This window comes from Streptomyces sp. NPDC088350, from assembly GCF_044753545.1.
Classification (GTDB): domain Bacteria; phylum Actinomycetota; class Actinomycetes; order Streptomycetales; family Streptomycetaceae; genus Streptomyces.
Genome location: NZ_JBIVNL010000007.1, coordinates 1 through 25,368, shown reverse-complemented (window position 1 = coordinate 25,368; position 25,368 = coordinate 1). Strand labels below are relative to the sequence as shown.

19 protein-coding genes are annotated in these 25,368 nt (G+C 69.7%); 14 read left to right on the top strand and 5 right to left on the bottom strand.

The features are described 5' to 3' along the window. Window positions 1–104: 104 nt before the first annotated feature. Window positions 105–809 carry a hypothetical protein gene (locus tag ACIQBL_RS24680; RefSeq protein WP_401945097.1) on the top strand — a complete coding sequence of 235 codons (705 nt, stop codon included), beginning with the start codon at window positions 105–107 and terminating at the stop codon, window positions 807–809. Window positions 810–812: 3 nt separating this feature from the next. On the opposite strand, the gene ACIQBL_RS24675 is transcribed toward ACIQBL_RS24680, so the two are convergent. After that, window positions 813–1,682, bottom strand: a complete 870-nt coding sequence (locus tag ACIQBL_RS24675) for an alpha/beta fold hydrolase (protein ID WP_401945096.1) — start codon at window positions 1,680–1,682, stop codon at window positions 813–815. Window positions 1,683–1,752: 70 nt separating this feature from the next. Here ACIQBL_RS24675 and ACIQBL_RS24670 point away from each other — a divergent pair, with 70 nt between their 5' ends. From ACIQBL_RS24670 to ACIQBL_RS24640, 7 genes are all read left to right on the top strand, one after another. Further along, window positions 1,753–2,199, top strand: coding sequence for a MarR family winged helix-turn-helix transcriptional regulator (locus tag ACIQBL_RS24670; protein WP_401945095.1), 447 nt, complete (start codon window positions 1,753–1,755; stop codon window positions 2,197–2,199). Between the two features lie 256 nt (window positions 2,200–2,455). After that, complete coding sequence (glnII, locus tag ACIQBL_RS24665; RefSeq protein WP_401945094.1) at window positions 2,456–3,493, top strand: glutamine synthetase; 1,038 nt, start codon at window positions 2,456–2,458, stop codon at window positions 3,491–3,493. Window positions 3,494–3,799: 306 nt separating this feature from the next. Beyond that, a complete protein-coding gene (locus ACIQBL_RS24660) occupies window positions 3,800–4,360 on the top strand; it encodes a winged helix-turn-helix domain-containing protein (RefSeq protein WP_401945093.1) in 561 nt (186 codons plus the stop codon). A gap of 75 nt (window positions 4,361–4,435) precedes the next feature. Then, window positions 4,436–5,440: an NAD-dependent epimerase/dehydratase family protein gene (locus ACIQBL_RS24655; protein WP_401945092.1), complete on the top strand. Its 1,005-nt coding sequence runs from the start codon at window positions 4,436–4,438 to the stop codon at window positions 5,438–5,440. Between the two features lie 51 nt (window positions 5,441–5,491). Further along, entirely contained in the window at window positions 5,492–6,748 is a 1,257-nt protein-coding gene (locus tag ACIQBL_RS24650) for a sensor domain-containing protein (RefSeq protein WP_401945091.1), read from the top strand. Further along, window positions 6,733–7,386, top strand: coding sequence for a LuxR C-terminal-related transcriptional regulator (locus tag ACIQBL_RS24645; RefSeq protein ID WP_401945090.1), 654 nt, complete (start codon window positions 6,733–6,735; stop codon window positions 7,384–7,386). The genes ACIQBL_RS24650 and ACIQBL_RS24645 overlap by 16 nt, the downstream gene beginning before the upstream one ends. Before the next feature lie 183 nt (window positions 7,387–7,569). Further along, a complete protein-coding gene (locus ACIQBL_RS24640; RefSeq protein ID WP_401945089.1) occupies window positions 7,570–9,126 on the top strand; it encodes a DUF1996 domain-containing protein in 1,557 nt (518 codons plus the stop codon). A 129-nt stretch (window positions 9,127–9,255) separates the two neighbouring features. Here ACIQBL_RS24640 and ACIQBL_RS24635 read toward each other — a convergent pair whose 3' ends face one another. Beyond that, entirely contained in the window at window positions 9,256–9,657 is a 402-nt protein-coding gene (locus tag ACIQBL_RS24635; protein ID WP_043682399.1) for a hypothetical protein, read from the bottom strand. Window positions 9,658–9,796: 139 nt separating this feature from the next. Between ACIQBL_RS24635 and ACIQBL_RS24630 the strand changes: the two genes are divergently transcribed. From ACIQBL_RS24630 to ACIQBL_RS24610, 5 genes are all read left to right on the top strand, one after another. Further along, entirely contained in the window at window positions 9,797–10,297 is a 501-nt protein-coding gene (locus tag ACIQBL_RS24630; protein WP_401945088.1) for a tetratricopeptide repeat protein, read from the top strand. A 49-nt stretch (window positions 10,298–10,346) separates the two neighbouring features. Continuing rightward, window positions 10,347–12,266: a hypothetical protein gene (locus ACIQBL_RS24625; RefSeq protein ID WP_401945087.1), complete on the top strand. Its 1,920-nt coding sequence runs from the start codon at window positions 10,347–10,349 to the stop codon at window positions 12,264–12,266. Window positions 12,267–12,447: 181 nt separating this feature from the next. Next, entirely contained in the window at window positions 12,448–13,419 is a 972-nt protein-coding gene (locus ACIQBL_RS24620; protein ID WP_401945086.1) for a metal-dependent hydrolase, read from the top strand. Continuing rightward, entirely contained in the window at window positions 13,419–14,447 is a 1,029-nt protein-coding gene (locus ACIQBL_RS24615; RefSeq protein WP_401945085.1) for a PDR/VanB family oxidoreductase, read from the top strand. Before ACIQBL_RS24620 ends, ACIQBL_RS24615 begins: the two co-directional genes overlap by 1 nt. 69 nt (window positions 14,448–14,516) lie before the next feature. Further along, window positions 14,517–15,206 (top strand): TetR/AcrR family transcriptional regulator, encoded by a 690-nt coding sequence (locus ACIQBL_RS24610; RefSeq protein WP_401945084.1) that lies wholly within the window; start codon window positions 14,517–14,519, stop codon window positions 15,204–15,206. A gap of 13 nt (window positions 15,207–15,219) precedes the next feature. On the opposite strand, the gene ACIQBL_RS24605 is transcribed toward ACIQBL_RS24610, so the two are convergent. From ACIQBL_RS24605 to pulA, 3 genes are all read right to left on the bottom strand, one after another. Next, window positions 15,220–15,579, bottom strand: coding sequence for a 5-carboxymethyl-2-hydroxymuconate Delta-isomerase (locus ACIQBL_RS24605; protein ID WP_401945083.1), 360 nt, complete (start codon window positions 15,577–15,579; stop codon window positions 15,220–15,222). 35 nt (window positions 15,580–15,614) lie between these two features. Continuing rightward, window positions 15,615–17,234, bottom strand: coding sequence for a SpoIIE family protein phosphatase (locus ACIQBL_RS24600; RefSeq protein WP_401945082.1), 1,620 nt, complete (start codon window positions 17,232–17,234; stop codon window positions 15,615–15,617). Window positions 17,235–17,310: 76 nt separating this feature from the next. After that, window positions 17,311–22,716, bottom strand: a complete 5,406-nt coding sequence (pulA, locus tag ACIQBL_RS24595) for a pullulanase-type alpha-1,6-glucosidase (protein WP_401945081.1) — start codon at window positions 22,714–22,716, stop codon at window positions 17,311–17,313. A 192-nt stretch (window positions 22,717–22,908) separates the two neighbouring features. On the opposite strand from pulA, the gene ACIQBL_RS24590 reads away from it, so the two are divergent. Continuing rightward, window positions 22,909–24,987 (top strand): carbohydrate-binding module family 20 domain-containing protein, encoded by a 2,079-nt coding sequence (locus tag ACIQBL_RS24590; RefSeq protein WP_401945080.1) that lies wholly within the window; start codon window positions 22,909–22,911, stop codon window positions 24,985–24,987. The last annotated feature ends 381 nt before the right edge of the window (window positions 24,988–25,368 follow it).

Genomic DNA, 25,368 nt, shown 5'->3' with positions numbered 1-25,368 from the left:
CTGTGTGGCGTACGTCACTTCGGTGGCTCGTGTGTCCGCTGAGTTACATCGTTCGGTATCCCGTACATAGCGGCGTACGCTCCCCTACCCCACAGGAGGCGCGCATGTCGCGCAGGAGAACCGCGAGTACGAAGAAGAAACTGGCACTGCTGGTCACCGCCGCGGCGGTCGCGGGAGGCGGGGCCTTCGCTCTGGCCACCACGTCGAACGCGTCGCAGCCGGCCGCGCAGAACGCCAAGACCCTGTCCGCCGCCAACTCGACGGTCTGCCAAGGGCTCGCCACGGCGCTCGGCAACAACCAGAGTTTCATCGCCGGTCAGAAGGCCAGTCCCGACGCCCAGTCGGCGGCGCGGATCGCCAACCGCGAGGCGGTCATCGCGCAGATCAAGGTGCAGCAGAAGGCGTCCGGTTGTGCGGTTGGGGAGTCGGCTCAGGGCTCCCAGACCACGCAGCCGGCGCAGTCCGCGCCCGCGCCCGCGGCCACGGCCACGGCCACGGCCACGGCCACCTCCAAGGCGACCCCGCCGGCGGGCAGCACCGGCGGTGGAGCCGCTGCCGTCGGCAGCCAGGTGTGCAACGGCTCGACCGTCACGCTCTCCGGCGAGGCCGGTGCGCCCGCCGCGTCCAGCAACCAGTTCCCGGCCGGTACGACGCTGAAGGTCACCAACCTGGACAACAACAAGTCCACGACGGTGAAGGTCACTTCGGTCTCGGGCAGCTGTGTCCTGCTGAACAACGCGGCTTTCGAACAGGTCCGTGAGCCCGGCAAGTTCCTGATCCGCCGGGCCCTGATCCAGAAGGTGGGGTGACGCTCACGATCCGAGAAAACCGGTGAGGTGACGGCCCAGTCGCTCAGGCGCGGCGTGCGGCAGCGCGTGATGGGAGACGTCCGCGAGGACCTCCGTCCGCACGTGCGGCAGCAACTCGCCCGCCCGGGCCGTCACCCGGTACGTGTCATGGGTCCTGCTGTTTCCGGCCAGAAGCAGCAGGACCGGCGCGTTCAGCCCTTGCAGCGCGTCCGGCGCCGGGCGGGGACCGGTCACCGGTTTCGCGGAGGGGAACCCCGCGCCCGCCTCCTGGAGGCGGAGCCAGTCGGGGTCCAGCGGCGCTCCCCCGGTCTCCCACTCCAGGAACGAGCGGACCCGGCGCGCGGTGGGCCGTAGCAGCATCGGCAGCGCGTGCAGCAGATACGCCGTCTCGAACCCGGCGAAGCACTGGGTCGGGTCGAGGAGGAACAGACGGCGTACACGGGCGGGCGCGTGCAGTGCGTAGTGCAGCGCGATCCAGCCGCCGTAGGAATGGGCGCCGAGGTCGAGCGCCCCGGTCACGCCGAGGCCGTCGAGCAGCGCGTCCAGCCAGGTCATCAGGTCGGACACCGTGCGGGGGCGCCGGTCGGCGGCCGGGATGCTGCGGCCCGGGGCGCCGATCAGGTCGACGGCGTGGACACGGTGGCCCACGTCGGCGAGTTCGCCGGCCTGGGCGTACCAGGACGCCGAGGTCGCTCCCCCGCCGCCCGGCAGCAGCACGAGCGGGCGGCCGTCGGCGGGCCCGCACACATTGACGTACGTCCCGCCGAACGGCGTCGGGACGGTCAGCGCCGCCCGCTCCTCGGGCCACTTCGCCATGACCTTGTCGTAGGCGGACCCGAAGCGGTCGGGGTCGTACGGACTACGTGTTCCCATGGTCAGCCATCCCCCCTATTATCTCGCTGAACGAGATACTCGGTGAGCGAGATGATAGCCGGAGGCGAGCGTGCCGAACCAGGGACCGGAGAGGGAGATCGTCCATCTCCTGCGGGCCGTTGCGGTCGAACTCGGCCTGCACAGCGCCCGGTTCGCGAACCGGAACGGTATGCACCCGACGGACGTACGCGCCCTGATCGCCCTCATGGACGCGCGGCGCGCCGGCGAGGAGATGACGGCGGGGCGGCTCGGCACCGTCCTCGGGCTCAACTCGGCGGGGACCACCGCCCTGGTCGACCGGCTGGAGCGGGCCGGGCATGTGCGGCGGGTGCGGAGCGAGGGGGACCGGCGCAGGGTGGTGGTCGAAGTGGACCAACGGGCGGTCGACCTCGGGCAGGCCTTCTTCGGTCCGCTCATCGGCAGCGCCGTACAGCTGCTCCAGGGCTACGACGCACGCGAACTCGGCGCGATCCGGGGCTTCCTGGAAGGGGTCCGCGAGGCCGCCGCCGAGGGCTAACCCCATCGCATACGAGCCGTCCGACCGTGCGCCCCCTCCCCTGTCTGCGACTGCGAACAGCGGTCCCACCGGCACGCCGCGCGAGGCCGACGTGAATCGCGACACAGCACCACCAGGTAACACGGGGTTCACACTTGAGCAATGATCGGGAAATCGCATGTTGACAGGCTGCCCGGCATGAATCGCGGCGCTCCAGTGCCGCTGCGCCGCAGCACCCGCAAGTGCGACGAATGACCCACCCCGAAGGATGTGGCCCGTGACCTTCAAGGCTGAGTACATCTGGATCGACGGCACCCAGCCGACGGCCAAGCTCCGTTCCAAGACGAAGATCCTGGCGGACTCCGAAAAAACAGCCAAGGGCGCCGAGCTCCCGATCTGGGGCTTCGACGGGTCGTCCACGAACCAGGCCGAGGGGCACTCCTCGGACCGCGTGCTCAAGCCGGTCGCCAGCTTCCCGGACCCGATCCGCGGCGGCGACGACATCCTCGTCATGTGCGAGGTCCTCGAGATCGACATGACGCCGCACGAGTCCAACACGCGTGCCGCGCTGGTCGAGGTCTCCGAGAAGTTCGCCGCGCAGGAGCCGATCTTCGGTATCGAGCAGGAGTACACCTTCTTCGACGGCGCCCGTCCGCTCGGCTTCCCCGAGGGCGGCTTCCCGGCCCCCCAGGGCGGCTACTACTGCGGTGTCGGCGCCGACGAGATCTTCGGCCGCGAGATCGTCGAGGCCCACCTGGAGAACTGCCTGAAGGCGGGTCTCGCGATCTCCGGCATCAACGCCGAGGTCATGCCCGGCCAGTGGGAGTTCCAGGTCGGCCCGGTCTCCCCGCTGGAGGTCTCCGACCACCTGTGGATCGCCCGCTGGCTGCTCTACCGCACCGCCGAGGACTTCGGCATCTCCGCGACCCTCGACCCCAAGCCGGTCAAGGGCGACTGGAACGGCGCGGGCGCGCACACCAACTTCTCCACCAAGGCGATGCGCGAGGGCTACGACGCGATCATCACCGCGTGCGAGTCCCTCGGCGAGGGCTCCAAGCCCCTCGACCACGTCAAGCACTACGGCGCCGGCATCGACGACCGCCTCACCGGTCTGCACGAGACCGCCCCGTGGAACGAGTACTCCTACGGCGTCTCCAACCGCGGCGCCTCGGTGCGTATCCCGTGGCAGGTCGAGAAGGACGGCAAGGGCTACATCGAGGACCGCCGTCCGAACGCCAACGTCGACCCGTACCTCGTGACGCGCCTCATCGTCGACACGTGCTGCTCCGCGCTGGAGAAGGCCGGACAGGTCTGATCCCCACCTTCTTGCTGCTGCGAAGAGGCGTCCACCGTTGTGGTGGGCGCCTCTTCGCATTCCCGGTGACGTTGCGGGCGTGTGTCTGCTTGAATGGACGCATGGGCAACTACCAGAAGTGCGGAGCGACGGGTCGCCATGACCTCGAGCCCTTCTGGCCTTCCCGTCAGCACCATGACTTCGACCGGGTGTGTTGTCGCGCGATGAACGCGCCGGCCCTCTAAAGCCGTACACCCTCGGCCTCCGGCCTGCGCGACTCGACGTACGTCCCTCGACGAACCTCTCGCGCGAAAGAGCTGACTTCTCATGGCGATCATCCGTTCCCTCCCCTCCGCCACCCTCGACGTCCCCGCCCCGAGCGCTCCACGGCATCATCTGCGCGCCGTGGACCGGGACGAGGTGATCGACGTGGCGGAGTTCCTGCCGCCGGGCGCCACCTGGCTGCCGGCGCCCCCGCACACCCTGCCCACGTTGCCCGGGCAGCCGCCGATGGTCGGGTACCTCGTCCTCATCCCGGCCGACAGCCCGCACCTCACCCGGACCGACCCGGTCACGCCCCTCCCCGCCGAGGCCGAACCGCTCGTCCGGATCGACACCGTGCAGCGCACCGCGCAGCTGAACGGCGAGGAACTCGACCTCACGTACCTGGAGTTCGAACTCCTCGCCCACCTCGTCGCCCACCCCCACCGGGTGCACACCCGCGACCAGTTGGTCACCACGGTGTGGGGCTACGGACACGTGGGCGACGGCCGTACCGTCGACGTCCACATCGCCCGGCTGCGCCGCAAGCTGGGCGTCGAGCACCGCAAGGCGATCCAGACGGTGCGGCGGGTCGGGTACAAGTACACGCCGCCGACCGCGCGTTGACCGTCAGCCGGCTGACCGTCTGCTGACGGCAGATTCGCGTTCCGTTCCGTGGGCCTCGCGGGCAGAGTCGGCGGTATGAGACTTCTGGTGCTGGGCGGTACGGAGTTCGCGGGACGGGCCGTCGTGGAGGCGGCCGTCGGGCGGGGCTGGGAGGTGACCGTCCTCAACCGGGGCCGGCACGAACCCCCGGCCGGGGTGCGGGCCCTGCGGGGTGACCGCACCGCGCCCGGCGGGCTCTCCGCCCTGGCCGAGGGCGAGTGGGACGCCGTGGTCGACACCTGGTCGGCGGCGCCGCGTGCGGTGTACGACGCGGCGCGGCTGCTCGCCGACCGGGTGGGCCGGTATGTGTACGTGTCGAGCTGCTCGGTGTACGCGTGGGCGCCGCCCGCCGGGTACACCGAGGACGCGCCCGTCGTCTCGGGCGCCGAGGCCGACGCCGAGCGGACCGACTACGCGCGTGACAAGAGGGGCGGTGAGCTGGCCGCGCTCGACGCGTTCGGGGCGGAGCGGTCGGTGTTCGCCCGGGCCGGGTTGATCCTCGGGCCGTACGAGAACATCGGGCGGTTGCCGTGGTGGCTGGGGCGGGTCGCCCGGGGTGGGCCGGTGTTGGCGCCGGGGCCGCGGGATCTTGCCCTTCAGTACGTCGATGTGCGGGATCTCGCGGAGTGGTCGCTCGGGGCGGTGGAGCGGGAGTTGAGCGGGGCGTTCAATCTGATCTCTGCGCAGGGGCACGCGACGATGGGTTCGTTCTTGGACGCGTGTGTGCGGGTCACCGGTGGGGGCGCCGAGTTGCGGTGGACCGATCCCGAGGTGGTGCTCGGGGCGGGTATCGAGCCGTGGACCCAGTTGCCGGTGTGGATTCCGGCCGGCAGTGAGGGATACGACGCGTTGCACAGTGCGGATGTGTCCCGGGCGCTCGCGACCGGGCTGAGCTGTCGTTCTGTCGAGGAGACGGTGGCTGATACGTGGGGATGGTTGCAGGGCATCGGCGGGGTCGCGCCGCAGCGTCCCGATCGGCCGGGGGTGGGGCTCGACCCCGCTGTGGAGGCGAAGGTGCTGGGGATTCCGTTGGGGGCGTAGTTCTTTGGCTGCGGGTGGGTGGGTGTCGTCGTGCTCCGTGAGACTGGGCGTATGGACACGAACAGGGCCCGTGCGGTCGTCACGGCCGGGCTGCGCGGCCTCGCGCTCGCTCTCATCTCCCTCTACGGGTCGCTCGTCCTCTTCGTTCTCACGCTCGTCTCCCTCGTGCTCGTCCCTGTGGGGCTCGGACTGATCACCACGCCCTGGGTGCTGGCCGGCGTGCGGGCGCACGCGGATCGGCGGCGGCTGCTTGCCGTGCAGTGGTGCGAGGTGCGCATTCCGCCGGCGTATCGGCCGGTCCCGAGCGGTGCGCGGCCCTGGACCCGAACCTTCCGCCTGCTCGGTGACCCCGCCACCTGGCGTGATCTCCGGTGGCTGCCCGTCGACATGACCGCCGGGTTCGTCACCGCGCTGGTGCCCGCTGCCCTGGTGTTCTATCCGTTGGAAGGGTTCGCGCTGGCCCTCGGGTTGTGGCGGGTGTTCACGGACGGGTCGTATGTCGGGTGGTGGTACGGGTTCGTGCCGGTGAGCGGGCAGGGCAGTGCGCTGCTCGCGGGGCTGCTGGGTGTCGCGCTGCTCGTCGCCTCCCACTTCCTCACGCCCGCCCTGCTGCGCGTCCATTTCCTGCTGACCCGTTCCCTGCTCGCTCCGGGGAAGGGTGAACTCGCCGCACGGGTAAGGGTGTTGACCGAGACTCGACGGGACGCCGTGGACTCCTCGGCGGCCGAGCTGCGGCGGATCGAGCGCGATCTGCACGACGGTGCGCAGGCCCGGCTGGTGGCGATGGGGATGGATCTCGGCACGATCGAGGCGCTCATCGAGAAGAATCCAGCGAAGGCCAAGGAACTGCTGACCCGGGCGCGACAGTCGTCCGCCGAGGCACTGGGCGAGCTGCGCGACCTCGTTCGCGGGATCCATCCGCCGGTGCTGGCGGAACGTGGACTCGGCGATGCCGTAAGGGCGTTGGCGCTGCGGATGCCGGTGCCGACGGAGGTGGGCGTGGACTTCGGGGGCGGGCGGGCGGACGCGCCGGTCGAGTCGGCCGCGTACTTCGCGGTGAGCGAGGTGCTGACCAACGCGGTCAAGCACTCGGGGAGCGATCGCATGTGGGTTGACATGCGGCACGCGGAAGGGCTGTTGCGGATTTCCGTCACCGACAACGGCGGGGGTGGTGCCGTGGTCGGGGCCGGGTCGGGACTCTCCGGAGTCGAGCGGCGACTGGGTACATTCGACGGCGTCCTGGCCGTCAGCAGCCCCGCGGGCGGTCCCACCAGGGTGACCATGGAGATTCCGTGCGCGTTGTCCTAGCCGAAGACCTGTTCCTGCTGCGGGACGGTCTGGTGCGGCTGTTGGAGGCCTACGACTTCGAGATCGCCGCGGCTGTGGAGAGCGGTCCCGAACTCACCAGGGCACTGGCCGAGTTGGCGCCCGATGTCGCCGTGGTCGATGTGCGGCTCCCGCCGACGCACACCGATGAAGGGCTGCAGTGCGCCTTGCGGGCCCGGCGGGAGCGGCCCGGGCTGCCGGTGCTTGTGCTGTCGCAGCACGTGGAGCAGTTGTACGCGCGGGAGTTGCTCGCCGACGGGACCGGCGGGGTGGGCTATCTGCTGAAGGACCGGGTGTTCGACGCGGAGCAGTTCGTGGACGCCGTACGGCGGGTGGCGGGCGGTGGGACGGTGATGGATCCGCAGGTGATCCAGCAGTTGCTGGCGCGCCGGGCCGCCGACGACCGGCCGCTGGGGCGGTTGACGCCCCGGGAGATCGAGGTGCTGGAGCTGATGGCACAGGGTCGGTCGAATGCGGCGATCGCGGGGCAACTCGTCGTGACGGAACGGGCGATCGGGAAGCACACGTCCAATATTTTCGCCAAACTGGGGCTGGAAGTCTCGGACGACGACAATCGCCGCGTGCTGGCGGTATTGGCGTATTTGGACCGGGGTCGCTGAGCACTAGCTGTGAGTCGATCACAACTGGCGGTGTTTAAGGGCCAGTTGAGAGGGGACTTACCCAGGAACCTCTCATCAATTTCTGAGACGGCTGAACACTCCTGGGACCCTCTGCGTATCAAAGGGAGCCGCTTCACTCCTGTCGGGCGCCTCGCTGCCCCGCAAGGAAGTCAGAGGAGTTCCATGGGACGCAATGATCGTAAACGCCGTACGCCGCTGGCCACCAAGGCCATTGCCGCATCGGCTGCCCTAGCGCTCGGTGGGGGCGGGCTGCTCTGGGCACAGATGAACGCTTCGGCGCACGAGTCCAACGCGTCGGGCCAGAACCAGACGAAGGCCGCCGCGGCGCAAGTCGCGACGATCGCCTGCCCGGACGTCGGCCAGCAGCTGACGAACGTGCCGCAGAACGCCCGTCAGGGTGTCGCCGTCGAGCTGGCGAACCTCGACAAGCAGATCACCGAGGCCTACGCCCGGCTCGCCTCGACCCGCCAGGCACAGACGAACGACGCGAGCTTCGTGCAGAACGCGATCGTCGGCCCCCTCAAGGAGAAGCGGGCCGCGACGATCGACCGCATCCGCATCGACATCCAGCGGGTGGGCGGCACTGTCAACGCGACGGCGCTGGCCCAGCTCGCGGCCTGCACGACGCAGAACGCCACCAACACGACCACCGCGGGGGGTCAGAACAACGGCGGCGGCAAGAACAACAACGGCGGTCAGAACAACGGTGGCCAGAACAATGGCAACACCGCCGCCCCGAGCGCCGGCGCCTCGGCCTCGGCCTCCGCCTCCGCGCCCGCCGCCAACAACGGTGGTCAGGCCGGCAACGGCCCGACGGCAGCGGACTTCGTGGACATCACGAAGGTCGCGGCGAACGTCCAGGCGAAGCCGCAGAAAAGCGGCCAGGCTTCGACCGGATCGTTCACCACCAGGTGCGGCGTGAACGCCAACAAGAACCACAACACCGACAACGTCATCGTGGCGCCCGGCGTGACCAACGGCGCGCACCACGAGCACGACTACGTCGGCAACCAGAAGGTCAACGCGTTCTCCACGAACGACTCGCTGCTGGCCGCCCCCTCCAGCTGCCAGAACCAGAGTGACCTCTCGGCCTACTACTGGCCGGTCGTGCGTGTGCAGGACGGCTCGCAGGAGTTCGACGCCAACGCGCTCGGCGGTGGCAAGGAAGGCAACGTCGGCAAGATCCTGACCCCGCAGTCGGCGCAGATCAAGTACGTCGGCTCGCCGGCCAGCAAGGTCGTCGCGATGCCGCAGTTCCTGCGCATCATCACCGGTGACGCCAAGACCCTCACCAACGGTCTGGCGAACGCCAACGCGCACTGGAGCTGCACCGGCTTCGAGAACAAGGTCCAGCTGACGGAGCAGTACCCGATCTGCCCGCAGGGCAGCAACGTGGTCCGCACCTTCGCGTTCCAGAGCTGCTGGGACGGCGTGAACATCGACAGCGCCAACCACCGTACGCACGTGGCCTTCGCGGACCCGGCGAGCGGTGTCTGCGGGAACGGCTTCAAGGCCATCCCGCAGCTGACGATGCGCCTCGTCTACAAGATCACCCCGCCCACCATCCAGAACGGCGTGGTCAAGAACGCCTACGCCGTGGACGGTTTCCCGGAGCAGCTGCACAAGGCTTCGACCGACCACGACGACTTCATCAGCGTCACCAAGAACAACCTGGCGGCGACGATCGCCAACTGCATCAACACCGGCAAGAAGTGCTAGTGAGCGCAGTCGGCCGGTAGGACCCGGCAGTACGAAGCGGGCGGTGGGAGTCTCCCACCGCCCGCTTTCGTGTGTGTCCTGGCCTAACCGGTGTCGGCCCTTTGGAGGGTGTGAACCGGGGACAGCCTTTCAGCTGGTGTGCTTCGAGTGGTCGGTGCCGATCTCCTCGTCGCCGCCGAGCGTCAGCTGCAGCTTCTTGACGATCTTGTCGGTGCCCACGGCGACCCACTTGCGGCCGACGAGGTAGAAACCGCCGTAGTCCTTGGCGTCGTTGATCCACTCGCGCTGACCGCGGTCGGTGGCGAAGGTCGCGAGGACGAACTTGCCGTAGCTCATCTTGCAGATGGCCTGGCGGAGTTCGTCGGCGTCGGTCTGGATGTCGGGCGTGCACTTCACCTTGGCCGCCAGGCTCTCCAGGCTGCCGGTGGCCGCCGTCGGAATGGTCGCGGCCTTGGTGTCGGCGCCGCAGCCCACCAGCGCCAGCGCCGCCGTGGCACCGGCCACCGCGAGCATCGGTCGGGTCAGCCTCATCTGTCGTTCCTCCGGTCGTCCGGTCGGCAGCATGCCGCAGTCGGCCCCGGCGAGGGACCTTCTCCTTCGATACGGCCCTGACGTGCCCCGCGCTCAAATCCATGGTCATCACCTGTATACGTGTGCGAAGGTGGCGCCCGTGAACCAAGACTGGGAAGACCGTACGACCGCCGCCTGGGCGACCTTCGACGACTACGCCGAAGAGGACGCCGCCGACTTCCGGGCCGTGATCGACACGCTCGTCGCCGAGCTGCCGGACGACAGTCCGCTGGGTCCCTTCGAGCGGGCCTGCGCCTGGGACTCGACCGGCCACTCGGACAAGGCGGTCCCGCTGTACCGGGAGGCGCTGGCTCTGGGGCTCGATGGTTACAAGGGCCGACGCGCGAAGATCCAACTCTCCAGCTCGCTGCGGAACATCGGGCAGGCCGAGGAGGGCGTCAAGCTGCTCACGCCCGAACTCGACGGTCCATCGGACGAGTTGGACGACGCGGTACGCGCGTGCCTCGCCCTGTGTCTGTCCAGCCTGGGCCGCGACCGCGAGGGCCTGTCCCTCGTGCTGGGCGCCCTCGCGCCTCATCTGCCGCGCTACCAGCGGTCGATGGCGAACTACGCGCGGGCCCTGGTCGAGCCGGACGACTGAGTCGCCCGGGCGGCGGTGACCAACTCACCATTCGCTCGTTTTGCTGAACGTGCAGTCACAGGATGTCGCCAAGCGCCCCGCAGCTTCACCCACCGACCCGGTCGTCGATGTCGAACAGGCCGAGGCCGCGCTCGTCGAGCACTATCCACGGCTCGTCCGGCTCGCCTATCTGGTGCTCCCCCCGAGCCTCGGCCGCAACCGGCGCGTCCTGACCGCCCACGCCCTCACCCAGCGCGCCCTGCCCAGGGGCCGCGCGTCGGCGTCGGTGATCCCGGCCCAGTCGACCGGCCGCGACGGCGACCCGGGCTACGCCTTCGTCCGCCTCCAGGTCGTGCGTACGGCGCTGGAGGCGGGGCTGCCCCTGACGTTCCGCGCGTGGCCCAAGCGCTCCCAACTCCCGCCGCTGCTCCCCCAAGTGCGCGGTCTGCGGCTCTTCCCGCGCTCGGGCGGCGCCGACGAACTCGCCCTGGACCAGCGGCTGTCGGCCCTGTCGGGACCGGCCCGCGCCGTGTACGTGCTGCGCGGTCTGGAGAAGCTGCCCGACGGCGACGTACGCAGGGTGCTGGCGGCGGCCGGCGTAGCAGAGGTGGACGCGGCGCTGCGCGAGGCCGACGAGGCGCCCGTGCGGTACGAGTTGCTCGACTCCCCCGAGTTCGACCCCTGTTCGCTGCACGCCCGGCCCACCGACCTGATGCGCCGCCGTCAGCACGGCAAGGCCGCGCTCGCCGCCGCGGCGGCCGTCGCCGTGTGCGGTGCGCTGCTCGCGCTGCCCGGCGGCGGCTGGGGCCCGGACGGCGCCGCCGCACCCGCGTACGCGGAGAACCCGGCCGCCGAAGCCGCCCTGAATCCGGGCAGGTTGACGAGGATCGCACCCACCGCGTGGGAGTCCTCCGCGCGCAAGGACTTCTCCGTATGGCCCGCCCGCGGCGACCTCACCAACGACACCGCGCTGCTGCGCCGCGCCCTCGCCGTCTGGGCCCGCCCCGGCGAGTCCGTCCAGGTCTCGGCGACCCCCGGCACCCCCTCCGGCGGCCCGGCGGGACCACCCCAACTCCTGTACGCGGGCACGGTCGACAACGCGCGCGTGGTGATCCTCTACGACGGTCTGCGCATCGCCCGTTACGCCGAACCGAAGGACGGCACCAAGGGGGCGGCACTGGACTTCGCGCGGGTCGACGGCGCGACCGGGTCCGAGGCGAACGCGGTGGTCCTGGACCGGGCCGACGGCAACGTCCGTTATCTGACGGCCCCTTGGGTGAGGAAGGCGGCCGAGCGGGACCTGCAGAAGCCGAACGCCGGCGCGCTGCCCATGACCCTCACCGACGGGATCACCTCACCGCTGGCCAGCCCCGCCCAGCAGACCGGCGCGTGCACGTCGTGGAACGTGCTCCAGCTGACCGACGACACCGGCACCCGTCTGATGAGCGACCTCGGCGAACTGGTCCCGGCGCACCTCACCGCCGGGCGCCCCGGCTCGGCCCACGAGGTGTCGGGCGCCGAGACACAGCACGCCTGGGCGCCCTTCGCCTGCTCCCTCGGGGCGATGCGCTCCCTCGGCGTACGGTCCGTGAACGCCTGGCAGTACGCCGAGCAGCCGCTGCCCGACGCGAGCGGCGCGGCGGCCTGGGTGTGCACCCGGGCCGAGACCTGGCGGGGCGGCGGCGAGCGGGTGCTGGCGCAGTTCCACACGCCGGGCGGGACGTACGGCGCGGTCGTCGCGAAGGCGCAGGACGTGGCGGCGTGCGGGGCGCGTGACCCGCAGGTGCTGGCCGGAGTGCTGTGGAAGTCGGCGGCGGGCAACTGGTTCCTGTTGGCGGCGGGCAGCGAGGGGACGCAGTCGATCCGGGCGACGGGCGGGGTGACCGGCTCGGCTCGGGGTGGCTTGCTGGCGGTGAAGACGAAGCAGGGTGTTCAGGCCGAGTTGAAGGGCACGCTGGACGACGGCACGAAGATCGCGGGCCTGCGCTAGACGGTCCGCGGGAAGGCGTGTTGAGTGCCGGGCGAGTTCTCGTGCCTTAAAGGGGCGCGGGGAACTGCGCGACCAGCCACGACGGACCCGCACCCGAAGAACCTGACCCTAGCTGACATTCACGTCAACAAGTCCCCGCACAAGGCTTCCCCACGGACTTACCCGTCAGTACATTGACGACATGTCCAACACCCCGCTCAAGGCCCGAAAGGTGTCCTTCTCCTGGGAGGGCACCCCGCTGCACTGGGTGCCCGGCGATCCGTTCACCACGCACACGATCAACGTGCTGCATCTGCTGCTGCCCGCCGGTGAGCGGTGGTTCGTGCACGTCTACAAGCAGGTGCTGCCGCTGATCCGGGACGATCAGCTGCGGGCGGACGTGATCGGGTTCATCGGCCAGGAGGCGATGCACTCGCAGGCGCACGACGAAGTCCTCCCGCATCTCAAGGAGTTGGGCCTCGACCCGACCCCGTACACCGCACAGGTCGACTGGTTCTTCGAGAAGCTGCTCGGCGACCGCAGGCTGCCGCCCGGCCGGGCCCGGAAGTGGTGGCTGCTGGAGCGGGTCGCCGTCATCGCGGCCATCGAGCACTACACCGCGTTCCTCGGCAACTGGGTGCTGAACGCCGAGGAGTTGGACCGGCGCGGCGCCGATCCGACCATGCTGGACCTGCTGCGCTGGCACGGCGCCGAGGAGGTCGAGCACCGGTCCGTCGCCTTCGACCTCTTCACGCACGTCGACGGCGGCTACCGCCGACGCGCCCGCACCTGGGCGACCGCGTTCGTCGCGCTGATGTTCCTGTGGCAGCGCGGAACCCGCTTCTTCATGGCCAACGACCCGACCCTCGTCGACCGCAGGGCGAGCTTCAAGGACTTCTACCTCGCCGGCCGGCGCGGCACCCTGCCCGCCACCGGGGACATGCTGAAGTCCATACCGCGCTATCTGAGCCGCGCCTACCACCCCTCGCAGGAGGGCTCGACCGAACAGGCCGTCGCCTATCTGGCCACGTCGCCGGCGGCGGTTGCCGCCGAGAAGGCTCAGCGCCCCGAAGGGGCGCGGGGCTGTGCTGAATCTGCGGCTACCGCCGCGTGGGCGCGCCCAGCCACGAAGGCGCCGCACCCGACCGACGGCCTGGAAAAGGGGACGGTGTGATGCCGAAGCCCTTGACGGTCGCGGTCGTCGCAGGCGCCGCCCTGATCACCCGCCGGGCCCTGCGCCGCCGCGTCCAGGCCTCGCCGCTGTGGCCACTGCCCGCCCTGGACCCGCCGACCTCGGGCAGACCCCGGTCCCGGGCGCTGCGGCTGCGGGTCGCCGCGCGGGAGACGGTCGCCGACGGGGTCGTACAACTGCGCCTGGAAGGGCGGGACTTGCCGCGCTGGGAACCCGGGGCTCATGTCGACCTGGTGCTGCCGTCGGGGCTGGTGCGGCAGTACTCGCTGTGCGGGGACCCGGCGGACACCTCGTCGTACACGGTCGCGACGCGGCTGGTCGAGGGCGGGCGGGGCGGGTCGCGCGAGGTGCACGAACAGGTGGGCGTGGGCGCGGAGTTGGAGGTGCGGGGGCCACGGAACCGGTTCCCGCTCGTCGAGGCGCCCGCGTACGTCTTCGTCGCCGGGGGCATCGGGATCACCCCGGTGCTGCCGATGCTGCGGGCGCTGCCGGAGGGGGCCGACTGGCGGCTGCTGTACGCCGGCCGGACGCGGGAGTCGATGCCGTTCCTGGCGGAGGTCGAGGAACTCGGCGATGGGGGCCTGGTGACCGTCGTGGCCGGACTGCCCGATCTCGACGGGGAGTTGGCGGATGTGCCCGAGGGAGCCGTCGTCTACTGCTGCGGGCCCGAGGGGCTCATGGCGGCCGTAGCGGAACGCTTCCCGGAGGTGCGCCTCGAACGCTTCGCACCCCGGGCCTCCTCGGGCGGCGAGGCGTTCGAGGTCGAACTCCGGCGCAGCGGGCGGACGTTGACCGTGCCGGCCGGCTCCACCGTCCTCGCCGCCGTCCGCGCGGAGCTGCCGAACACCCTCTACTCCTGCGAGCAGGGATTCTGCGGGACCTGCCAACAGCGGGTGCTGGAAGGGGAAGTGGAGCACCGGGACGAGTTGCTGACCGACGCGGAGCGGGCCGACTCGATGTTGATCTGCGTGTCCCGGGCCCGAAGTGAGCGTCTGGTGCTGGATTTGTGATGGGGTGATGTGAACAACCCTGGTCGGTGCGGTCCGTTCGGGGCCGGATCAGATCGGTAAGGTGTTCGCATGACTACCGGGGTTCGCCGCAGGATGGGAGTCGAGGAACGGCGACAGCAGTTGATCGGCGTCGCTCTCGACCTGTTCAGCCATCGCTCGCCCGACGAGGTCTCCATCGACGAGATAGCCGCGGCCGCGGGGATTTCCCGGCCGCTGGTCTATCACTACTTCCCCGGCAAACTCAGCCTGTACGAGGCCGCGTTGCAGCGCGCCTCGGACGATCTCGCCGGGCGGTTCGTGGTCGCCGAGGAGGGGTCGCTGGGGGGACGGCTGCTGCGGGCGATGGGCCGGTTCTTCGACTTCGTGGACGATCACGGGCCCGGTTTCGCGGCGCTGATGCGCGGTGGTCCGGCGGTCGGCTCGTCCACCACCAACGCACTCGTCGACGGCGTGCGGCAGGCCGCGTACCTTCAGATCCTGTCCCACATGAAGGTCGAACAGCCGCCCGTCCGGCTGGAGTTGATGATCCGCTCGTGGATCTCGCTGGTCGAGTCGACAGCCCTGTTCTGGCTGGACGGCCGGCGCATCCCGCGCGCCGATCTGGAACGCCAACTCGTGCACGACTTCGGGGCGTTGGCGGCGGTGAGCGCGGCGTACGACGAGGAACTGGCCGCACTGCTGCGCGAGTCGCTCCGCAACGAGCCGGGCGACGGGCCGTTCACCGACCTCGTCGTCCGGCTGATCGCGCTGGCGTCGTAGGACCGGACAGGCTCTAGCGCTCGAACTTGCGGTAGGACGGGTCGAGTTCGCGTACCTCGGCGGAGGCGTGCAGGACGTAGCCGTCGTCCTCGTCGATGTACTCGCGGAGGAGTTCCAGGACCTTCTCGGTCAGCCTGGCCTTGATCTCCTCGGTGCGCCCGGCGAGCAGGCCGAGGGTGACGTGGACGACGGCGTGCCCGCCCTCGTCGGGGTCCTCGTACCCGAAGGCCGTGACGTCGCTCGCCCGGAACTGGGTCTTGCACGCCTCCGGTTTCGCCGCCGCGATCTCGACCGTCGCCTCGTGCAGCGCACGGGCGAATGCCTCCCGGTCGAAGGAGATCAGGCGTGTGTGGTCGACGGTGATCTGCGGCATGGGGCAACTCCTGTTCTAAGCCAACAACCCGCCGCTCACCCTAGCCGCAGCGCCAGCAACGCGATGTCGTCGTCCGGATCCGTGCCGAAGCAGTCGAGGAGCGTGTCGCACAGGGCGTCCAGGCCTGGCAGCGCGCCGGAGGCCGCCGCGCGGAGGTGTTCCATCGAGACGGAGAGGTCCGTGCCGCGGGTCTCGATGAGGCCGTCGGTGACCATGAGAAGCCGGTCGGTGGGTTCGAGGAACAGTTCGGTGGGCGGCGGATGGGGCAGGCCCACACCGAGCAGCGGGCCGGCCGCCTTGGCGTAGTCGGCGCTGCCGCTGTCCCGGATGATCAGCGGCGGGATGTGGCCCGAGTTGGAGATGAGGGTGCGACCGGTGTCCGGGGCGACCATGGCCAGGCAGACGGTGGCCGTGGTCTCCGGGTGGTAGTGCTGGAGCATCCGGTCCAGCCGCTCGGCGAGCACGCTCGGGTCGCTCTCGTCGACGCAGTAGGCGCGCAGCGCGTGCCGTATCTCCACCATGACGGTGGCCGCCTCCAGCGAGTGCCCGACGACGTCGCCGACCGCGAAGAGCACTCCCCCGGCGACCCGCAGGACGGCGTAGAAGTCGCCGCCGATCTCGGTGTCCTGCGACGCGGGCACATACCGGACGGCGGCGGACACACCCGGGAGTTCGGGCAGCCGGTCCGGCTTGGGCAGGAAGCTGCGCTGGAGGGTGAGGGCGACCCGCCGTTCGACCTGGTACATGAGGAGCGGCTCGGCGGCGAGCGCGGTGGCCTGGGCGAGTTGCGCGAGCAGTGCCTCGGCCTCGGGGCCCACCCGGCGCAGCCCGCGGGTGGGGGCGGCGAGGCAGACCGGGGCCCTGCCCTCCTGGGTGAGGACCAGCGCCAGCCGGGCGTCGTGTTCGACGCCGGGCCGGAAGAACCCGGTGGGCCACAGCGGCGCGGGCACCGTGGTGATCTGCACCCCGGACTGCCCCTGGGAGAGCCGCCGCAGCAGCCGGGCGACGGTCCGGTCGGCCCCCGCGTCCGGCAGCGCGACCGAGGTGCGGTCCCGGGGAAGGCCGCGGTACAGCTCGTCGTCCCGGTCGAGGACGAACACGGCGGCGGGCGTGCCGGTGAGCCGTGCGGTGCCGTCGGCGGCGACGTCGACGAGTTCCTGGAGGGAGCGCGCCGCCTGGATGGTGACGATCATCTCCGACAGCAGGGTCAGCCGCTGCACGAGCGCCTGGTCGTCGGCCCGCAGCCGGGCGGTGCGGACCGCGGCCCGGACCGCCGCCTCGATCTCCTCGGGCTCGGCGGGCACGGTCAGATAGGCCTCGTCGCCCGCGTCGAGCGCCGGGCAGCGGTCGCTCGGGGGTGCGGCGAGGGCCGAGACGTGCACGACCGGCAGGCCCGCCATACGCGGCCGTTCCTTGAGCAGCCGGCACAGTTCGAAGCCGCTCATGTCCGGCAGGTGCACGTCGATCAGGGCCACGTCGGGCAGGTTCCCCTTGCGCAGCCGCCCGTCGAGCTCGGCGAGCGCCTCGGCGCCGCTGCCGACCGCGAGGACCCGATGGCCCGCGCGGCTCAGCACAGTCTCGACCGCGAACCGGCTCGCGGGCTCGTCGTCCACGAGCAGCACGGTCGCGTGCGTCAGTTTGCCGTTGACGTCCATATGTCAGACCTGGCCCTTTGACACACCGGTGGGGCAGGCCGGTGTCCGCGGCCCGCCCCCCTACGGTAATGCGCTTTCAGGGTGTCCGGGTGAATACCGCCACAGTGCGCCCCGGAACGGCGAAGGTGCCCGAATCCTTCGCATACGAAGCCGACTTGACGATGGTGTCCGCGCCCGCCGCCTGCACCGGGTGCAGCCGGTAACCGGTACCGGCCAGCGCGTCCACCTTCTGCTCCCGCGTGCTCGGCGTCGCGTTGAACACGACCACGAGATCACCGAGTTCCATGGTGATCACCCCGGGCGTCTCGTCGGCCCCGGACAGCGGGAACGACAGCTTCGCCTGCACCTGCCCGGCCGTGCCGAGCGAGAAGACGGGTTCCGTCGTACGGATCCTCAGCAGATCCTGATACGCGGCCGAGGTGCCCTCGATCTGCCCGCAGCCCACCTTGACGGACGTCAACAGGCCTTTCGCGTACGGCCACTTGGACGCGTTGTCGGCCGCCATCGGCAGCCCTCGCCCGAAGCCGTTGCCGTCCGCGCAGTTCCAGTGGATGGCGTTGAACCAGTCGCCGCTGTCGAACGAGTTGCGGTCCAGGGACTTGGAGCGCAGCAGGTCGGTCCCGGCCTGCGACAGGGACGGCCCCTGCGAGAGGGTCGCCGTGGCCATCGCGAGGACCTGCATCCGGGCCCGGTCGGCGGCACTGGTCGTGGCGGGCAACTTGTAGGCCAGCGCGTCGAACAGCGACTCGTTGTCGTGCGCGTCGACATAGGCGAGGGCGTCGCCGGGCGCGTCCGCGTATCCGGCGGCCGTGCCGTTGTAGTCGACCTCGGCGCCGGTGACCTCCTTGCCGTCGGTGTCGGTGAAGCGGTACCTGGCGAGGTTGCCGCTCAGGCCGACCTTGATGAGGTCCTGGTAGTGCAGGAGGCGGGCCTTCTGCTCGGCCGAAGTACCGGTCGCCGTCGACGAGTTGGGGTCGGTGTACAGCCCGGACGCGAAGCCCTGGACACCGGGGTCCGCGTCGAAGGGGCTGCCGCCGCGCACCGCGTCACGGGCCCGGTCGGAGAAGGTCGCGATGCCCGTGCCGGCCATGTTCTTCTGCGTGGCCTGCACGAAACGGGCGTCGTCGGCGACCTCGCCGAAGTTCCACCCCTCGCCGTACATGATGATCTTCTTGCCGTCGACGCCGTCCTTGGCCGGGGTCAGCGCGTCCAACGCCCTGCGTACGGCGAGGATGTTGGCCTTCGGCTGGTGCCCCATGAGGTCGAAGCGGAAGCCGTCGACCTTGTACTCCTTGGCCCAGGTGACCACGGAGTCGACGACGAGCTTGCCCATCATGGCGTTCTCGGTCGCCGTGTTGGCACAGCAGGTGGAGTTGGCCACGCTGCCGTCGGCGAGGAGCCGCTGGTAGTAGCCGGGCACGATCTTGTCCAGCACCGAGTGGTCCGCCTGCCCGCTGGCCGCCGTGTGGTTGTAGACCACGTCCATGACGACCCGCAGCCCGTCCTCGTTCAGCGACTTGACCATCTTCCGGAACTCGACGGTACGGCCGGTGCCGTCCGGGTCGGTCGCGTACGAACCCTCGGGAACCGTGAAGTGGTACGGGTCGTAGCCCCAGTTGTAGGCGTCCTTCGCGGCGACGGCCGCCACGCACTCCTGCTGCTTCTCCGAGTCGGCGGCGTAGGAGGCGAGGTCGCAGTCGGTGGTCGACTGCTCGGACTTCTTCTCGGGGATGGTCGCGATGTCGAAGGCGGGCAGCAGATGCACGTATGACGTCCCCGACTTGGCCAGCGCCCGCAGGTGCTGGGAGCCGTCGCTGTTCTTGTCGGTGAAGGCGAGATAGGTCCCCTGGTCCTTCGCCGGGACCGTCTTGTCCGCGACGGAGAAGTCCCGGATGTGCAGCTCCTGGATCTCCGCGTCCTTCAGCGGCACCGCCCTGGGCTTCCTCAGGGTCGACCAGCCGCTCGGGGCAAGGGACTTGTCGGTGAGGTCGACGACGAGGCTGCGCTCGGAGTCGGCGGTGAGGGCGACCGAGTAGGGGTCGGTGACCTCGTTGGTGACAAGTTTCTGGACGGTCGGCGCCCACACCTTCACGACGTACCGGTAGGGCTTGTCCTTCCAGGAGGCCGGACCGGTGACGGACCAGACGCCGGTGGTGGCGTCACTGCTCATCTGCTTCAGCGAGCCGTCGAGGTCGAGCGACACGCTCTGCGCGGTCGGCGCCCAAACGGCCAGCGTGGGACGGCCGTTGCGGAACGTCGGGCCCAGGTCGGCCTTGGTCGCGGCACCGTACACATCGTCGAGGACACCGGCGATCTGGACGCCGGTCGCGGCCAACACGGCGCCGTTGACGGCCCGTTGCGAGGCGATGAGCTGCCCGTTCAGGGCCTCTCGCACCCGCCCCCGGTCCCGTGGGTCGACGGACCAGGCCGTGTAGTCCTTCAGATAGGGGAACTTGGCCTTCTGGGCGTCGGTGAGGGTCGTCTTGGACAGCCGCAGCCACCGCTCGTCGTCACTCGTCAGCGTGCCGTCCTTCACGGCGATCGATCCGTCGCGGGAGTACACGAGTTGGGTGGACGCAGCCGCGTCGGAACCGTTCCAGGCGACCGTGTTCCGGTCGATCCAGACCGCCTTGGAGGTGGTCAGGTCGAGGGCCGCCGCGCTGCCGGCCGGCTGCGGCAGGAGGTACTTCTCCTGGCCGTTCAACAGCCACACCTCGTACCCGTTGGACTTGAGGTCCAGCGACTGGTCGGCGGAGAGGTCCTTCTCGTCACCCTTGTGGATGATGTAACTGAGGCTCGTGGCACCGGAGTTGAGCGGCACCTCGAAGACGGCGCCGTAGGCATCGGTCTTCACCGGCTGGAGCGGGCTCGACCAGTCGGTGGGGTTCGCGGCACCCGTCCAGACGTGCAGGCCCCAGCCGGTGTAGTCACCGTCCGCGCGGTGGTAGTGGACGACGGCCTTGGTGGTGTCCTGCGCCGGATAGGACGGGCGTTCCGTCTGCACGGTGTCCTTGCCCTGCTCGATCCACACCTCGCCGGTCTTGGTGACGTCGATCGAGCGGTCGGCGGAGACGTCCTTGTCGCCGTCCTTGTCGATGACGAGGAAGCCGACGTTCGAGGCGCCCGGCTTCAACTTGACGTAGGCGAAGGCGCCGTAGGCATCGCGCCCGACGAACGTGTGACTGGCCGGCCAGGTCGTCGCCTCGCCGTCGGCCAGGTCGCCCCAGGCGTACAGGCCCCAGTTGTCGTAGTCGCCGTCGGTGCGCTTGTAGTGGACGATCGCGTAGTCGCGGGAGGAGGCGGTGGGGACCTCTTCGGCGGGCGGGGTGCCGGAGGTGGAGGCGGCCGTCACGCTCGCCGTGTGCCCGGCCGAGTCGACGACAACCGCCTTGTAGCGCAGGGCTGTTCCGGCCGGTACGTCCTTCCCGATGGTCTGCGTGACCTTGTACGGGGCGTGGTCGGCGGAACCCAGCGTCCGCCACGAGCCGTTACCGGTCTGGGCGGCGAAGACGACCCGGTTGAGCTGACCGCCGGTGACATCGGCGCTCAGCTCGACGGTGCCGGTGGCGCCGGCGTCCGGGGCCTTGAGGGTGATCGTGGGGTTGGTCGTGGGCTTGGCGAGGAGGCCGGCCGCCTTGAGGACGACGGCGGCACCCGCCGGGACCGTGACGGTGACCTTGTTGTCGGCCCCGCTCGTCACGGTGGCCGAAGTCCCGTAGATCCCGCGGTACTTCATGTCCGCCGAACCGGTCACGAAGGTCACCGACTTCGCCGTGTCGGCGTTGTTGAGCGCGACGATGTACTCCGAGGAGCCACTGGTCCGCGTGAACGCGTAGACACCGGCGCCGTCGGCCGCGTACCGCTCGGTCTGGACCCCGTCGGTCAGGGCAGGGTTGTCCTTGCGGAGCTTCGAGAGGGCCGCGATCTCCTTGTACAGCGGGGCAGTTGAGTCGTAGGCGTCGCTGACGGCCGTGCGGTCGGTGCCGATCTCGTCGTCGTCGAGGTAGTCGGCGATCTTCGAGGCGAACATCGGCTGGCGGGCGTCCTTGTCGCCGCCGGAGCCGGTGAAGCCCTGCTCGTCGCCGTAGTAGACGACGGGGTTGCCGCGGCTGAGGAACATCAGCTCGTTGGCGAGCCTGTCCTTGGCGAGGAGTTGGGCGTCGGTGGCCTTCGGGTTGTCCTGGTTCAGGAAGTAGCCGATGCGGCCCATGTCGTGGTTGCCGAGGAAGGTGACCTGCTCGTACGCGTTCGCCTTGTCGGTCGTGTACTTGTAGTCGTCGCCGAAGACGCTCGCGAGCTTCTGCGCGCTGCCGCCCTGGGAGGCGTAGACGCGGGCCGCGTCCTGGAAGGGGAAGTCGAGCGTGGCGTCCAGGCGGCCCTGGGTGACGTACGGCGAAGTGATGGACGTGTCGGCGGAGTAGACCTCGCCGAACATGAAGAAGTTCTTCCGGCCGTGCGCGGCGGCGTACTTGTCGAGGGCCGTCGCCCACTGGGTCCAGAAGTCCATGTCGACGTGTTTGACGGTGTCGATGCGGAAGCCGTCGACGTCGAAGTCGCGGACCCACTTCTCGTAGATCTTCTCCATGCCGCTGACGACCTCGGGACGTTCGGTCCACAGGTCGTCGAGGCCGGAGAAGTCGCCGTAGGTGGCGTTCTCGCCGGCGTAGGTCGAGTCGCCGCGATTGTGGTACATCGTCGGGTCGTTGAGCCAGGCCGGGACCTTCACGTGCGCCTTGTCGGCGGGGACGGTCGGGATCTTCGGGAAGGACGCGGTGGTGACGGCGGGGAAGGTCTTCTTGCCGTCCGCGTAGTCGGCGTCGTCGAAGGGCCGGCCGTCCTTGGTCAGGTACGGGAACGCGCCTTTGGACAGGTAGTCGTAGGACTTGCCCTCGTAGTCGACGACGTCGGCGGTGTGGTTGGTGATGACGTCGAAGAAGACCTTCATGCCCTTGGCGTGTGCCTTGGCGATGAGGGTCGCCAGGTCCTTGTTGGTGCCGAAGTGCGGGTCGACCTGGGTGAAGTCCGTTATCCAGTAGCCGTGGTAGCCGGCTGAGGCGTCGCTCCCCGTCCCCTGCACGGGCTGGTTCTTGAAGATCGGGGCCATCCAGATGGCGGTGGTGCCGAGGCCCTTGATGTAGTCGAGCCGGTCGGTCAGGCCCTTGAGGTCGCCGCCCTGGTAGAAGCCCTTGTCGGTGGGGTCGTAGCCGGTACTGAGGCGTGAACCGGTCAGCCCTCCTTGGTCGTTGGAGGTATCACCGTTGGCGAACCGGTCCGGCATCACGAAGTAGAACTGCTCGCGGGTGTCGTCGTGCCGGGCGGGCGTCGACGCCAGCTTCGCGTCGGACGGGGGTGCGGGCGGGGCCGCGGCGTGGGCGGCGAGGGGTTGGACGAACGCGGCAAGGAGCGCGGCGACGATGACGCCCGTGGCCCTTCTCCGTCGCTCGGTGCGGCGCGTGCGGGCCGCCGGCCATCTCGGTATCACAGGCGTGAACTCCTCGCGATTACGGCTCAGTTCGGGTCCGACCCCGGCGTGACCGTATCGCCGACGCAAGGGTTGCAGCAAGAGACCTGAAAGTCACAGAAAGAACTTTCAACCGCAACCTTGACGTGCCCTTCTCAACTGGCCCACGCTCACCAGTTGTTGAATCCCGAATCCCCCCTTCCGGAGCCGCAGATGAGCAGAAGCAGATACCGACCGCCGGGTGCCGTCAGGCGCGCGGCAAGTGCCCTGGCCGCCGGCGCCCTCGCCCTGGCGGGAGTCGTCGCCCTCCCCGCCGCCACCGCCCACGCGGACACCTCCGCCAAGGGCGACGTCATCGCCAACCTCTGGGAGTGGAACTGGGCTTCCATCGCCTCGGAGTGCACGAACGTGCTGGGCCCGGCCGGTTACGGCGCGGTCCAGGTGGCGCCGCCCGCCGAGTCGCTGAAGCAGACCAACTACTACTGGTGGGACGTCTACCAGCCCTACTCGTACAACCTGAACAGCCGTTTCGGTACGGCGACCCAGTTCGCGAGCATGGTGACCGCGTGCCACACGGCGGGTGTGAAGGTCTACACGGACGCGGTGATCAACCACACCGCCGCGCAGACCGGCACCGGCTACAACGGCACCACGATCACCAGCAAGTACGACACCCCCGACTGGGACCCCTCCGACTACCACACCTCCGCGGACTGCCCCACGTCCGACCTGACCATCCAGGACTACTCGAACCTCACCCAGGTCCAGAACTGCGAACTCCTGGGCCTGCCCGACCTGAAGACCGGTTCGGACACGGTCCGCGCGGGCATCGCGAACTTCCTGAACAAGCAACTCGCCCTCGGCGTCGACGGGTTCCGCGTCGACGCGGCCAAGCACATCCCCGAGACCGACCTGGCGGCGATCGAGGGCAAGCTGACGAACACGACGGCGGGTGCGGCACCGTACGTCTTCCAGGAGATCTATCCGGGTTCGACCCCGCAGCCCAGCGACTACTACGCCTCCGGTGACGTCCTCGACTTCACCTACGCGAGCAAGATGAAGTCGGCGTTCCAGGGGAACGTGAGCGACCTGTCCTCTCTGGAGAGCAGCGGCGTCCTCCCGGCCGCCAACTCGGTGTCCTTCGTGACCAATCACGACACCGAGCGCAACGGCCTCCACATGAGCTACAAGGACGGCGACACCTACAAGCTCGCCAACCTCTTCCAGCTCGCCTACAAGTGGTCCACCCCGACGGTGTACGCCAGCTGGGAGTGGACGCAGAGCGACCAGGCCCCGCCGAACTCGTCCGGCTTCGTGACCAACACCGACTGCTCCAGCGGCAGTTGGTACTGCCTGGACCGGGACACCGGGGTTGTCGGCATGGTGGCCTGGCACAACGCGGTGGACACGGCGGCGGTCTCCAACTGGCAGACCAAGTCGTCGAGCGTGATCGGCTTCGGCCGTAGCGGCGCGGGCTTCTTCGCGCTCAACAACGGTTCCTCGTCGGTGACTTACAGCTTCACGACGGGGATGGCCGACGGCACGTACAAGAACGTGGTGGACGGCGGCGCCTCGACCGTGACCGTCTCGGGCGGCAGTGCGTCGATCACCATCGCGGCGAAGAGCGCGGTCGCCTTCTACAACTCCTCCTACACCTGCACGGTCGGCTGCGAGGACACCGGCGGCGGCTCGTCCGGGACCACGGTGAACGCGACCTTCAACGAGTACGCGTCCACGTCGTCCGGCACGGGCGTCTCCGTCGTCGGCTCGATCGACGCGCTCGGCGGCTGGGACACGTCGAAGGCGGTCGCGCTGTCGTCGTCCGGGTACCCGGTCTGGTCCGGGGAGGTGAGCGTGCCGACCGGCACGACCTTCACGTACAAGTACATCAAGAAGGACTCGTCCGGGAACGTCACTTGGGAGTCGAACACCAACAGGTCCGCCACGACGGCCAGTTCGGCGGTCTCCCTCAACAACTCCTGGAACGTGGCCGACGCCGACGCCACCGACGTGACCTTCAACGAGTACGCGACCACCAGCCTCGGTACCAACGTCTACGTCGTCGGCTCCGTCGCCTCGCTCGGCTCCTGGAACACGAGTGACGCGATCCCGCTGTCGTCGGAGTCGTACCCGACGTGGAGCAAGCTCGTCATCGTCCCCAAGAGCACGACGTTCGCGTACAAGTACATCAAGAAGGACAGCTCGGGGACGGTGACCTGGGAGTCCGGCACGAACCGCTCGTACACGACGGGCACCTCGTCCGGCTACACGACGAGCGACACCTGGAAGTAGACCCTCCTCGGTCACCTTCGAACTCCTGCGAAATTCTCCGAACAAATCGGCCGTGCCGCGCATCGGACTCAGTGCACGGCACCAGAGGACGGTGCGGGGCGCACAGCGCGTCCCGCACCACCGAGCAGGAGTGGAGCACGATCACCGTGAACACGCACCAGAACACCACCGCGCACCGTGGCGGCCACAGGTTCACGCGGAGGCTGGCCGGTATGGCCGCCGTCGCCGGGCTGGGCCTCGGGGGCGGGGGGGGGCCCCCCCCCCCCCCCCCCCCCGCCCCCACCCCCCCCCCCCCCCCCCCACCCCCCCCCCCACCCCCCCCCCCGCCCCCCCCCCCCCGCCCCCCCACCCCCCCCCCCCCACGCCCACGGGCAAGGCCCT

Excerpts from the sequence above, each read along its gene's own strand:
- ACIQBL_RS24615 (WP_401945085.1), top strand. The coding sequence starts at position 13,419 with ATGCCGAAGCCCTTGACGGTCGCGGTCGTCGCAGGCGCCGCCCTGATC.
- ACIQBL_RS24610 (WP_401945084.1), top strand. The coding sequence starts at position 14,517 with ATGACTACCGGGGTTCGCCGCAGGATGGGAGTCGAGGAACGGCGACAG.
- ACIQBL_RS24660 (WP_401945093.1), top strand. The coding sequence starts at position 3,800 with ATGGCGATCATCCGTTCCCTCCCCTCCGCCACCCTCGACGTCCCCGCC.
- ACIQBL_RS24605 (WP_401945083.1), bottom strand. The coding sequence starts at position 15,579 with ATGCCGCAGATCACCGTCGACCACACACGCCTGATCTCCTTCGACCGG.
- ACIQBL_RS24680 (WP_401945097.1), top strand. The coding sequence starts at position 105 with ATGTCGCGCAGGAGAACCGCGAGTACGAAGAAGAAACTGGCACTGCTG.
- ACIQBL_RS24640 (WP_401945089.1), top strand. The coding sequence starts at position 7,570 with ATGGGACGCAATGATCGTAAACGCCGTACGCCGCTGGCCACCAAGGCC.
- ACIQBL_RS24620 (WP_401945086.1), top strand. The coding sequence starts at position 12,448 with ATGTCCAACACCCCGCTCAAGGCCCGAAAGGTGTCCTTCTCCTGGGAG.
- ACIQBL_RS24650 (WP_401945091.1), top strand. The coding sequence starts at position 5,492 with ATGGACACGAACAGGGCCCGTGCGGTCGTCACGGCCGGGCTGCGCGGC.
- ACIQBL_RS24600 (WP_401945082.1), bottom strand. The coding sequence starts at position 17,234 with ATGGACGTCAACGGCAAACTGACGCACGCGACCGTGCTGCTCGTGGAC.
- ACIQBL_RS24590 (WP_401945080.1), top strand. The coding sequence starts at position 22,909 with ATGAGCAGAAGCAGATACCGACCGCCGGGTGCCGTCAGGCGCGCGGCA.
- ACIQBL_RS24675 (WP_401945096.1), bottom strand. The coding sequence starts at position 1,682 with ATGGGAACACGTAGTCCGTACGACCCCGACCGCTTCGGGTCCGCCTAC.
- ACIQBL_RS24655 (WP_401945092.1), top strand. The coding sequence starts at position 4,436 with ATGAGACTTCTGGTGCTGGGCGGTACGGAGTTCGCGGGACGGGCCGTC.
- ACIQBL_RS24635 (WP_043682399.1), bottom strand. The coding sequence starts at position 9,657 with ATGAGGCTGACCCGACCGATGCTCGCGGTGGCCGGTGCCACGGCGGCG.